Here is a 12,352-nt window from a genome sequence, read left to right as displayed (position 1 = left end):
TATATATAGAACCGACTTGCGCTTGAGATGCAGGTCGGTTTTTAATTCTATCATCCTCTTCCAAGCAAATTTGCTGAAACTGGTTGCAAGTTTAACTCTCTCGCCCATATAGATAGCTGACCAATATGATAAATTTAATATCCCATTACATGTCTTAAAACCTATGTTTTTTGAGGCATACATCCATCTCTGTTTCCTTTCGTTGTGTTCGTTTGTTTAGTTTAAATGGGTTAATCTATTAATTCTATTAAATCCAACAATTGAACTATTACACTTTAAAGTTCTACTCATATACTATAGTAGATTACTAGAAAGGAGGCTTAACTATGGATAGTTGCGTTGTATTTGTAAACGGACAACCTTTTTTAGTTCTTTCAGTAGCTGGTATTGAAATTGCTAGATTAGAGATTTCCCTTCAAGTAGCATTAGCTCTAAGAGTGCTTGGGATACCAATCTGTGATTAATTACCAAATTAATAAAAAAAGAGGGCATTAGCCCTCTTTTTTTATTTTCTTCTCACCTTTTCTTAAAAACAAACAAAATTTAAATTTTATTTTTTATATTGTAATGAAAATCCGAAAAATTAACCCATTTTATTCAATAAAAAAGAGCTCCACCCATACCTCATTATCCGTTTCTAAAAAATTAGAATTCGATTAATTACAAGAAAATTTAAATATACGAACGTTACATAAAATACTTGTTAGAATAGCTGTCCCTCACACTATTTATTTCGCCGACGTTATATAATCAAAGCACACAATGATTAACTTTTTATACGGCTTATTTTAAGTGTGCTAGCATTCTAGGCTAGATGATCATGACTGCAAAAAAAACTTCAAGTTCTCGTTTATATAAATCAGATAACGCTTTCACTTTTTGAATCGATTGATAATCTTTAAATTGCGGTTCTCTATCTTCTTATCCTTGAAGAGCACTAATCCAACTATACTCTACATCTACAATATGAAATAATGTTTCTAAAATACCCCCAGTTTGCAAAGTAAATCTTCCTCTGAAAGTTGTTCACACCACTTAAACCAATCATCTCTTACTTGCCAATTATATTGAAATAAAGTGTACACATTTATCTCTCTCTTACTTCAATTATCCACCTAACAGCATCTGTTATACATTTAACCATTGACAATCACTTCTCTTCGGCCAAGTTCCTCTACAGCGTGATTAATTATTTCACTTACAGATAAAGAACCATCCAATATGATATCTGAATTCGGCTTAACAGTATGAATTGCCTCTAAATAAGCTTTTCTCGCATATGTCATGTAATGTTCCAAATCATTATGTATTTCATCTATTGTACCTTCCTTAAAATCTCGCAAAATCCTTCTAGCCATCGCAATATCTAAAGGCGTATCAATAAATATAGTTACATCAATGAATTTTCGCATCTCACTATTTAAGTATGCAAAAGGATAATCTACAATAATATAGTCTAAGGTATTATTTTGTATAAGTTGCTCAATATCATGAATTAATGGTGTTAATACCCACTCGTCGTAATTCGCCCCATCATCAATCCATTTACAAATATCAGCAGGAGAGTTATCAAATGTATAACTATCAAAATATAGAGCTTTTGAGTTTTTAAACTTATGCTTTAATCTTTCTGTAATTGTAGTTTTACCTCCTCCCGAAACAGCTGCAATTGAAATTATTTTTGTTTTATTATCCACTATACCCACCAAACCCCTTTATTAACATAATATAATTATAAATTACTATCGTTGCTACTTCTTCCATTCATATTCTAACATACTCATTTCCCATAAATTCCAATACGTTTCTCCTACTCTTTTTGACTCTCTTAATAAGCCTTCTTTTACAAACCCTATTTTTTCGTAACATGAAATGGCCGATGTATTAAAATCATACACACCAAGAGTTACTCTATGTAGTTTTAATTCGTCAAAAGCAATATGAAGTACTGCTTTCATCATATGTTTTCCTATAGAACGTCCTCTCATCTTCGTATTACCAACTAATACTTTTCCAATTCTAGCGGACTTATTAATATTATCTATTTGGCCAAGCGAAATATGTCCAATAACGTCTGAAGTCTCTTCATCTACCACTTTGAAAGCGAGTGTATTTGCACTTTCTATATACTTCTCTAATTGCTGTTCATCTAAAGGAAATGTGAATGCATTTCCTGACCATTGTATTAGAAATTCTTCGGAATTAATCCAATTTATTAATTGTTTAAAATCAGATTTCTTAAAGCTTTCTAGTTTAATCACTTCCTTGCTCCTTTCGTACATCATGCTTTATAACCTCAAACTTATTTCTATATAAAGAATATATTCTCCTTTTATATAAAATTAAAATAAAGCCATTCATGTGAATGGCTTTACAAAAAAGCAGCATAATTATGCTTTGTTTGCTACATCAATACCATTAAAATCAAAGTCAGCAGTAACCGTTGTAACCGGTGGGAAAATTGCTTCAATTTTGCAAATGGAAATAATTACTCCAACCGATCCAGGAATAGCCGCAAGCCTAACTACATCACAACTTACAGACGAAACAGTACCTACATAAGTACGTCCCTCTGTATTAATTTGAACTGTTCGATTAATTAATTTCTTAAGTTCATCTCTAATTCCTTGTACACAAGAATTATCACATTTCTCATGCTGTTCTTTTTTACACTCTTCGAATACTTCCCAACAATCATCTTGTTTACATGTACACTTCTTTTTACAATTATTAAATCGAGAACCCAATACCTCACCCCCTAATCCTTTCTATTAGTAAAGTATGTCCACTAGCTTAAAAGGGTACGAGGCAAACACATAAAAAGAAAAAAACAAACAATTGTACCAAACTTTCTTTTCATTATTCATTATAAAAACAGACTTCTCCTAATTAAAAGCTTTTTAATGAGCGGCCGTGAATTTAGTCCTACTCCATTTAATGTTTAGACACCACTTTCTAAAACAAACCTTTTTTCTTTTAAATAAGACGCCCCTTAAAAACACACTAGATTTCCCCATTAACTCACATATACATAGACTTTATTTGTGGATTTCCCATTTTTCATTATGAAATATACATTTAAAAAGCGTACTCGAAAATAAGATATTATTTGTAATCAGAACATTTTCTTCAACAAGTGTTTATTGAAAAATACCATAACTAGTAGTAGTTCTCTCCACTTTCTCTTAAAAATTAGCATAGTTTGTATGAATTCTATATCGAGTAGAAGACACTCTATCATATAAAGATAAAATAGTAGGTTAATAAACAAGCCATTTTTTTATTAAAACATAGAATAATATGAACACTATTGAAAGGAGGTAGAAATAAATGTCCTGGAAAAATGATTGCTGGAGTTCTCAGAAAAAGCATTGTTGTGATGATTGGTGGAAATCTAAAGAAAAGCATCATTGTGATGATAATTGGAGTTCTCAGAAAAAGCATTGTAATGATGATTGGTGGAAATCTAAAGAAAAGTGTCATTGTGATGACGATTGGAGTTCTCAGGAAAAACATTGTAATGATGATTGGTGGAAATCTAAAGAAAAGTGTCATCGTGATGATGATTGGAGTTCTAAACGAAATAAGTGTCGTTGTAAATGTTTCTTTATTTGTTGCCATTGTAAAAGAAAAAATTGGTAATATTTTTAATGTCAACGTAAAGGAAAGAATATGTCTTTTGGAACCAATCGGGCTTTTCCGGAAAGTTGATCCCTCACCTACTTCCTTGCTTTTGCTGAATTTTTAGATGGGGGCATTACTGCCCGGCAAATACTAGAATGTAATATATAAAAAGCTGACTGCTTATGAAGTGACCCCTAAAAGTTAGACACGGTTATTTCATTAGGCAGCTCGATAAAAATGAGTCCGGTATTGCACCGGGCTCATTTTTAATTTTGCTTTTATCCGTTTTGTATTGTAATAATCTATATATTTTTCTAATTCTATTTTGAAGTGCTCTACACTTTCAAACTCTTTTATGTAGAGAAACTCAGACTTCATGATTCCAAAGAAATTCTCCATTACTGCGTTGTCATAACAGTTGCCTTTACGAGACATACTTTGTACGATACCTCTTTTTTGTAATGCGTGACGGTACTGTTTCATTTGATAATGCCACCCTTGATCTGAATGCATCATTAGTTGGTGATTTTCAGGTAAACCTTCTAATGCTGTCTCTAACATTTCTGAAACAAGTGAATACGTCGGTCTAGAGCCAATTGTATAGGTAATGATTTCACCATTATACAAGTCTAATACAGGTGATACATAAAGTTTCTCACCGAATAATTTAAATTCTGTAATATCGGTTACCCATTTTTCATTTGGCGTATCTGCCGTAAATTTACGCTCTAAAATATGAGATGCAATTTTACCGACTGTTCCTTTATAAGATTTATATTTTTTCATACGTACAAGACATTTTAAACCTAACTCTTTCATAATTCGTTGCACTTTTTTATGATTCACTATTTGATTACGATTGGCTAACTCATCACGAATACGACGATATCCATAACGACCTTCGTGTTCATCATAAATCGCTTTAATTTCTACTTTTAAATCGGCATCTGGATCGATTCTATCCATTTGTTTTACATAAAAATAATAGGTGCTTCGAGGGATATCCGCTAACTTTACTAATTCTTTCACTTGAAACTCATGCCTTAATTCATAGACTACTTGTGCCTTGTCTTGTTTGGTGATTTTTCCTTGTTTTGAACTAAGGCATTCAACTTTTTTAAATACGCATTTTCCATACGTAAGCGTTCTAATTCAGCTTGTAACGCTTCAACTGAACCTTCTGCCGGAATCTTTTTAGTATCATGTTTTGTGTTTTTATTTTTCATGGATGGACGCCCCTTTTTCTTTGGTTCAAGGGCATCTAAGCCACCTACTTCAAATTGCTTCTTCCATTGATAAACCGTTGTAAAAGAAGGAATCATGAAGATAGCCGCTGTATCCATTAACGATATACCCGATTGAGCCATAAAATTTAGTACGTCTAGTTTAAACTCTGCGGTGTAATTTGTATAGACCTCGTGTAAACCTTCTTCTCCATGGAGTTCGTATAAGCGTAACCAGTATTGAAATTGTGCCTTTGTAATATGCATCTGTTTTGCATATTCTGCTTGAGAAATTATTTTCGGATTAAATCCTTGAACGAGCGTTAACTTTAAATCCTTCGTAAATTTTGTCATACAAAAAACTGCACCTCCAATTGTTAGACTGTGTCTAACAATTGGGGTGCAGTTCATTATAGTCAGCTTTTTATATATTAACACGTAAAGGTTTAAACAGACATATAAGCAGTCACGCTTTGTCATCACCTTGTTGTTGTAAATTAGTATTTCTACATTGAATAGACATTCCATAATATCGTATTTTGATTAAAACTAAAAAACATACTTAACACTAATAGTAAAATTTTTCTTCTTCATCAAATTCACTTCTTTTCTTTTTATAAACATAAAAAAAAGGATCTCTATTTATATAGAGATCCTTTCTAACTTTATAATTTACTAGACTGTAACCCCTGAATAAACGGAACTACTTCAGGATTTACAAGCGATGATAAATCACCTAATTCTTTTCCTAAGTAAGCTGCTTTAATAACACGGCGCATTACTTTAGAATTACGTGTTTTCGGTAAATCTTCTACAACGTGGATGTCTTTAGGACACAACGCTTTTCCAATATGAGAGTTTACTAAACTCATTAATTCTTTCTTTAATTCTCCTGTGAATGTTACATGATCTCTTAACACTACAAAACAATGACAAACTTCACCTTTTACTTCGTCAGGTACACCAATTGCAGCAGCTTCGATTACATCGTTATGTTTCACAAGAATAGATTCATATTCAGCAGGTCCAATACGTTTACCTGCAATATTTAACGTATCGTCTGAACGCCCTGTGATGATATATTGTTCACCATCGTAAATGACCCAGTCACCGTGGACCCATTTATTTTCAAAACGCGACCAATATGTGTTTACGTAACGTTCATCATCTTCCCAGAAGCTTTTCGTCATACCTACCCAAGGTTTCTCTAAGCATAATTCTCCGACTTCATCTCGAATGGGTTTACCTTGATCATCCAGTACGACAGCGGCCATTCCTGGTAAAGATGCGTTAAAACTAATCGGTGCTATTGGCTTAATAAGAACATTACCGAAAATCCCACCAGAGATTTCAGTTCCACCTGAGTAGTTACAGATTGGGACATTTCCTTTTCCAACCGTTTCAAACAGCCACATCCATGGATCAGGATTCCAAGGTTCTCCTGTTGATGCGAATACTTCCAAACTCTTTAAAGAATGTTTATTGACATACTCATCACCTTTTGCCATCAATGCTCGGATTAACGTTGGCGAAATACCTAGATGAGTAATCTCATATTTATCAACTGTCTCCCATAACCGGTCTGCTTCTGGGAAGTCTGGAACACCTTCGTACATAACCATCGTTGCTCCATTAATGAGTGAACCGAATAATAGAAACGGCCCCATCATCCAGCCCATATCAGTTACCCATAATACACGATCACCTTGTTTAATATTCATTCCAAATCCTGCATCAAAAGCTGCTTTCAAAGGAAATCCTGCATGCGTGTGTACTGTTCCTTTCGGCTTACCAGTCGTTCCTGATGTATAAATGAGCATTAATGGATCATCACTTTGCATTTCCTCGGCATGTATGAATGGTTTTTCTTTTTCTAGCGTACTCCACGAAAAGTCATAGTTATGTGGTGTAAAATCATTTCCTGCATGACGAACGATAACAACTTTTTCAACAGTTGGGCAATGTTCACAAGCTTTATCTACTTCATCTTTTAAAGAAACAATTTTACCTCGGCGTGAAAATCCATCTGCGGTAATAATCATTTTTGAACCTGCCGCTTGCACACGTGTCATGACTGCATCAGACGCAAAGCCTGAGAATATTGGTGAAATAATTGCTCCGATTTTCATTACAGCTAGCATCGCAACAACTGTTTCTGGAATCATCGGCATATAAATTGTTACACGGTCACCTTTCTCAATACCCGCGTGTTTCAAACCATTTGCAACACGACTTACCCAGTTGTCAAGCTCTTCATATGTAAATGATTTTGAAGTTCCATTTTCCCCTTCGTACTGAAGTGCTGGCTGTATTCTCGTCTCTTCATCCGCAAGCCAGCGGGATAAAGCTGATTCTACAACGTTACATGTTCCGCCATTATACCACTGTGCAAACGGTGTACCATTTTCTAAATCTAACACGTCTGTATAAGGTTTCATCCATTGATAGCCTATTGCCTTTTCTGCCTCTCCCCAAAACCAAGCTGTTTCCTCGATAGATTTATTATAAAAAGTTTCATAATCTTCATATCCCAATGATTTCATCCAACCATATAAACGTGTTTTTTCCTTGTACTCTTCTGTTGGAAACCAAACTGCTTGTTTCAATGTTTTCCCCTCCTTAACTTTTTGAGCAAGAAAGCCCTAAATAGGGCTTTTAAACTGGATATACAGGATGTTTACGATCCGTGAATACTTGATATTTACTCATATACATTTCGAAACGTCCTTTTAATTCTTCACGTAAATTGTTTGGATGAACAATACCATCAATCACCATCTCTGATGCTAAATGATAAATATCAATATCTTTCTTATACTCTTCACGTTTTTCAGCAATGAAGCTAGCACGCTCTTCTTCTGGTAAAGCTGCAATTTTATTTGCATATACAGCATTAACCGCAGCTTCTGGACCCATTACCGCAATAGAGGCTGTCGGTAATGCCAGGCAACAATCTGGTTCAAATGCTGGACCTGCCATCGCATATAAACCAGCACCATATGCTTTACGAACAACGATAGAAATCTTCGGTACAGTTGCTTCACTCATTGCAGAAATCATTTTTGCACCATGGCGAATAATACCAGCACGCTCTACTTTTGTTCCAATCATAAATCCTGGTACATCCGCAAGGAATAATAATGGAATATGATATGCATCACATAAATTAATAAACTTAGCAGCTTTATCAGCTGAATCATGGAATAATACGCCGCCCTTCATACGCGGCTGATTTGCAATAATACCAACAGGCTTACCATCAATACGTGCTAAGCCTGTAATTAGCTCTTGAGCAAATAATTTTTTTACTTCATAGAATGAACCTTCATCAATAACTCTATTAATGAGATCTTTCATATTGAAAGGAGCATTTTGATTTTCTGGAATGATTTGTTCTAACGTTTTATCGAATTGTTTCGGTTCTTGAGGTGTAACCAATGGAGTCTTTTCTAAGTAGTTATTTGGAAAATATGAAATGTATTGTCTTGCTTGTGTAATCGCATCTTCTTCTGTCTTGCATAAAACATCTCCGCATCCTGATACAGAGCAATGCATACGAGCTCCGCCCATCTCTTCTAAAGTTACCTTCTCACCGATAACCATCTCAGCCATACGAGGAGATCCTAAATACATAGATGCATTTCCTTCTACCATCATTACAACGTCGCAAAAGGCTGGAATATAGGCACCACCAGCTGCAGAAGGTCCAAATAATAAGCATACTTGAGGAACTTTACCTGATAATTTCACTTGATTATAGAAGATTCTTCCTGCACCACGGCGCCCTGGGAACATTTCTACTTGATCTGTAATGCGCGCTCCAGCAGAGTCGACTAAATAAAATAACGGAACACGTAGTTTTTCAGCTGTTTCTTGAATACGTAAAATCTTTTCAACTGTGCGTGATCCCCATGATCCAGCTTTTACAGTAGAATCATTGGCCATTACACATGCAGTACGACCATGTATTTTACCCGTTGCCGTTACAACGCCGTCCGCAGGTAAGCCTGTTTGTTCACAGTTAGCAAATAATGCATCTTCTACATATTCGCCATTATCAAATAGAAGCGCTAAACGATCTCGAACAAATAATTTTCCTTTTGCTTTATTTTGTTCATGATACTTTGGTGCGCCGCCTTGTTTAATCGTTTCAACTCGTTCTTCAAATGAATTAGATTGTTGTTTTTGATCTAACATATTTACTCCCCCTTATACGTTGGTGTGCGTTTTTCCTTGAATGCTTGTAATCCTTCTAATCTATCTTTCGTATGGATTACACCTTCATACGCTTGTTTTTCCATTTGTAATCCGGTATGTAAATCAACTTGAATACCATTTGAAATTGCCTCTTTTGCTAATCGAACAGCAATAGGTCCATTACTAGCAATTTTCTCTGCTATTTCAATCGCTTTCTCTTCAAGTAAATTAGCTGGTACAACAAATTCTACTAAACCATATTCTTTTGCTTCTTGCGCTGAAATACGTCTACCTGTATAAATTAATTCTTTCGCTCTACCAACACCAATTAATCTCGGTAAGCGCTGTGTACCACCCGCTCCTGGTATAATTGCAAGTGTCGTTTCAGTAAGACCAAGACTTGCAGATTCAGCAGCAATTCTAAAATCACAAGCTAAACTTAATTCCGTACCACCACCAAGTGCGATTCCATTTATAGCAGCAATAACTGGCTGTGGTAATTGTTCAACCATCTCCATAGTCGTGCGAATCATACTAACAGCATGGCGAACTTGTTCCTCATTCATACCAGCACGTTCTTTTAAATCAGCACCAGCACAAAATGCTTTTTCACCAGCACCTGTTAGAATAACTACACGCGTATTGGACTCTTCACTTATTTGAGTTAATATGTTTTGTAACTCTTCTAATAACGCTAAAGATAATGAGTTTGCTTGTCTTTCACGATATAACGAAATCTTTACAACGTGAGGTGTTACATAATCAACTGAAATGTTTTGTAATTGTAGCATCTTCTCACCTACTTATCGTTTTATGTTGAAGCGCTCTATACACATGACTCGGTAATTGGATATTTAGCTTACTTTGAATAAATTGACTAGCTCGCAATAACTTTTCTTCGTCTATATTCGTTTGAACTCCTAATTTATGGAGCATATGTACTAGGTCATCAGTAGCAACATTACCTGATGCTCCTGGTGCATAAGGGCAGCCCCCGAGTCCACCACAAGAACTATCAAATGTTGTAATACCGTATTCTAATGATTTAACTACATTTGCTAGAGCCATTCCATACGTATTATGAAAATGCATGGCAAACTGCGAAGCATCATACTTCTTTAATAGATGTTCTAATACTTGTTCTACTTGTAATGGATTCGCTACACCGATTGTATCCCCAAGAGAAACTTCATAAATGCCGTATGAAAATAGTTGATTACATAATTCGTCAACTGCTGTGACACTTATATCCCCTTCATAAGGACATCCAAATACAGTAGAAACATAGCCTCTTACCTTTTTCCCTTCGAATAATGCCTGTTTTGTTATATCTTCGATTACAACTAACGCTTCTTTAATCGATTTATTAATATTACTTTTATTATGAGATTCACTTGCTGATAAAAAAACATTCACCTCATCTACATTTTGCAAAAAAGCTCGTTCCAAACCATTTTGGTTCGGAACAAGCGCAGCATATGTAACATTTGGATCTCTTTTCAGCTCAGAAAACACATCATTTGCATCCGCTAATGCTGGGACCCATTTTGGGTGAACGAATGAGGAAACTTCAACATACGACAATCCTGCTTCTGTAAGTAGTTGAATCCATTTTACTTTATCTTTTGTGCCAACAATCTTTTTTTCATTTTGTAAACCATCACGTGGTCCTACTTCTTTAATGACAGCAAAATTAGGTAGTTTCAATTCGCTTCCCCCTATATCTCCCTATTCAATTTCTAATAATACATCTCCTTCATTTACAAAATCGCCTTCTTGCACATTAATTTTCATAACTGTGCCGGCTTCTTCTGAAATGATTGGAATTTCCATTTTCATAGATTCTAAAATGACGACATCCTGCTCTTCCTCTACTGTATCTCCTACTCCTACAACAATCTTCCAAACGTTTCCTGCCATCGATGCGTATACTTTCGTCATCATTTTTTCCCCCTTAATATTGTTAGATCTTATTTTTTAACGAGTTGTTTCGTTACAAAACCCGTTGTATAAATACCCGCTTTGAACACTTCGTCTTCCAAAACTTGCAGTAGCATTGGCGTGTTCGTTTTAATACCTTCTACTTTCAATTCTTCTAGAGCATCATGTAATTTCGAAATTGCTTCTTCACGAGTCTCGCCATGTGCAATGACTTTCGCAATCATTGGATCATAGAAAGGTGTAATCGTTACATGATTTTCTAAGAAGTGATCAATTCGTACATTTGACGGTAATGTTAAATCTGTAATTTTCCCAGGTGACGGGAAGAATGTTTTCGGATCCTCTGCATAAATACGAGCTTCAATGGCATGACCACTACGTTTTACATCATCCTGAGTAAATGATAGTTTCTCTCCACTTGCGATAAGGAGTTGCTGTTCTACAAGGTCTAATCCCGTAATTTCTTCTGTCACTGGATGCTCTACTTGTAATCTCGTATTCATTTCTAAGAAATAGAAATTTTTCTGATTATCTACAAGAAACTCAACTGTACCTGCATTTGTATAGCCAAGTGCTTTGGCAGATTGTACAGCAACTTCTCCCATCGCCTTTCGTGTACCTTCATCTAAAAATGGTGAAGGTGCTTCTTCGATTACTTTTTGATTTCGGCGCTGTACCGAACATTCACGCTCCCATAAATACACTGTGTTACCATGTGTATCTGCTAAAAGCTGAATTTCAATATGATGCGCATCTGCTATATATCGCTCTAAATACATTTCTCCGTTACCGAAGAAGTTTTGCGCTCTTGTTTTATTACTTTCAAACGCTTTGGTGAGCGTTTGCTCAGTTTCCATCAACTGCATACCAATGCCTCCGCCGCCTGCGGATGCCTTAAGCATTAATGGATAACCAATTTGTTTTGCAATTTCAATTGCTTCTTCAGCAGTTTCAATATTTGTAGTAATACCTGGGACTACTGGGACATCTGCTGCTTGCATTGCGATACGTGATTCAATTTTACTTCCCATCTTCGTAATGATTTCTTCTGAAGGACCGATAAATACGATTCCTTCTTCTTTGCAGCGAACCGGAAAAGACGGATTCTCTGATAATAAACCATAACCCGGATGAATGGCTTCTGCATTTGTCTTCTTAGCTATTTCAATAATTTTTTCAAGGTTTAAATAGCTTTCTTGAACACGCGGTCCACCTACTACGTAAGCTTCATTTGCCATTTTCACATGAAGGGCATTTTCATCTGCTTCAGAATAAATAGCAACAGTGCGAATGCCAAGTTTTTGACAAGTTTTCATAATACGAACAGCGATTTCCCCGCGATTCGCAATTAATATTTTTTGAAACAT

At 35.4% G+C, this 12,352-nt stretch carries 12 protein-coding genes and 2 pseudogenes; 2 read left to right on the top strand and 12 right to left on the bottom strand.

The annotated features are described in order from the left end of the window. Nucleotides 1–50: 50 nt before the first annotated feature. Nucleotides 51–161 (bottom strand): annotated as a pseudogene (locus tag MHH55_RS06745) (DinB family protein); the annotation flags it as partial. Nucleotides 162–326: 165 nt separating this feature from the next. On the opposite strand from MHH55_RS06745, the gene MHH55_RS06740 reads away from it, so the two are divergent. Further along, nucleotides 327–464, top strand: a complete 138-nt coding sequence (locus MHH55_RS06740) for a DUF3956 domain-containing protein (RefSeq protein ID WP_000376554.1) — start codon at nucleotides 327–329, stop codon at nucleotides 462–464. A gap of 358 nt (nucleotides 465–822) precedes the next feature. Here the strand turns inward: MHH55_RS06740 and MHH55_RS06735 are convergent. From MHH55_RS06735 to MHH55_RS06720, 4 genes and pseudogenes are all read right to left on the bottom strand, one after another. Next, nucleotides 823–1,085: pseudogene (locus MHH55_RS06735) on the bottom strand (DinB family protein); the annotation flags it as partial. A 51-nt stretch (nucleotides 1,086–1,136) separates the two neighbouring features. Further along, nucleotides 1,137–1,706 carry an AAA family ATPase gene (locus MHH55_RS06730; RefSeq protein ID WP_000513268.1) on the bottom strand — a complete coding sequence of 190 codons (570 nt, stop codon included), beginning with the start codon at nucleotides 1,704–1,706 and terminating at the stop codon, nucleotides 1,137–1,139. Between the two features lie 45 nt (nucleotides 1,707–1,751). Further along, nucleotides 1,752–2,285 carry a GNAT family N-acetyltransferase gene (locus MHH55_RS06725; protein WP_000990082.1) on the bottom strand — a complete coding sequence of 178 codons (534 nt, stop codon included), beginning with the start codon at nucleotides 2,283–2,285 and terminating at the stop codon, nucleotides 1,752–1,754. Nucleotides 2,286–2,390: 105 nt separating this feature from the next. After that, a complete protein-coding gene (locus tag MHH55_RS06720) occupies nucleotides 2,391–2,747 on the bottom strand; it encodes a hypothetical protein (RefSeq protein ID WP_000535577.1) in 357 nt (118 codons plus the stop codon). Nucleotides 2,748–3,310: 563 nt separating this feature from the next. On the opposite strand from MHH55_RS06720, the gene MHH55_RS06715 reads away from it, so the two are divergent. Beyond that, a complete protein-coding gene (locus MHH55_RS06715; protein WP_170879447.1) occupies nucleotides 3,311–3,748 on the top strand; it encodes a hypothetical protein in 438 nt (145 codons plus the stop codon). A gap of 95 nt (nucleotides 3,749–3,843) precedes the next feature. Here the strand turns inward: MHH55_RS06715 and MHH55_RS06710 are convergent. The 7 genes from MHH55_RS06710 to MHH55_RS06680 form a co-directional block, all read right to left on the bottom strand. Beyond that, nucleotides 3,844–5,201, bottom strand: a protein-coding gene (locus tag MHH55_RS06710; protein ID WP_139362596.1) for an IS3-like element ISBce18 family transposase whose coding sequence is annotated in 2 segments (ribosomal slippage) — nucleotides 3,844–4,745 and nucleotides 4,745–5,201 — 1,359 coding nt in all. Because the reading frame shifts where the segments join, the coding sequence is not laid out codon by codon here. A gap of 311 nt (nucleotides 5,202–5,512) precedes the next feature. Then, on the bottom strand, nucleotides 5,513–7,453 hold the full coding sequence (locus MHH55_RS06705) for an AMP-binding protein (RefSeq protein ID WP_000806468.1): 1,941 nt from the start codon (nucleotides 7,451–7,453) through the stop codon (nucleotides 5,513–5,515). A gap of 49 nt (nucleotides 7,454–7,502) precedes the next feature. Further along, nucleotides 7,503–9,044, bottom strand: a complete 1,542-nt coding sequence (locus tag MHH55_RS06700) for an acyl-CoA carboxylase subunit beta (protein ID WP_000886744.1) — start codon at nucleotides 9,042–9,044, stop codon at nucleotides 7,503–7,505. Nucleotides 9,045–9,046: 2 nt separating this feature from the next. After that, entirely contained in the window at nucleotides 9,047–9,835 is a 789-nt protein-coding gene (locus MHH55_RS06695) for an enoyl-CoA hydratase (RefSeq protein WP_000939818.1), read from the bottom strand. Nucleotides 9,836–9,839: 4 nt separating this feature from the next. After that, the gene (gene mvaB / locus MHH55_RS06690) at nucleotides 9,840–10,751 is read right to left on the bottom strand and encodes a hydroxymethylglutaryl-CoA lyase (protein WP_000775436.1); all 912 of its coding nucleotides are present in this window, start codon (nucleotides 10,749–10,751) and stop codon (nucleotides 9,840–9,842) included. 21 nt (nucleotides 10,752–10,772) lie between these two features. Further along, entirely contained in the window at nucleotides 10,773–10,988 is a 216-nt protein-coding gene (locus tag MHH55_RS06685) for an acetyl-CoA carboxylase biotin carboxyl carrier protein subunit (protein ID WP_001987345.1), read from the bottom strand. A gap of 26 nt (nucleotides 10,989–11,014) precedes the next feature. After that, nucleotides 11,015–12,352 (bottom strand): acetyl-CoA carboxylase biotin carboxylase subunit, encoded by a 1,338-nt coding sequence (locus tag MHH55_RS06680; protein WP_078186946.1) that lies wholly within the window; start codon nucleotides 12,350–12,352, stop codon nucleotides 11,015–11,017.

The sequence above is a fragment of the Bacillus sp. FSL K6-2944 genome (genome assembly GCF_038005385.1).
GTDB lineage: Bacteria > Bacillota > Bacilli > Bacillales > Bacillaceae_G > Bacillus_A > Bacillus_A cereus.
The sequence above is the reverse complement of the archived record's forward strand: the minus strand, read 5'-3'. Positions and strand labels throughout refer to the sequence as shown.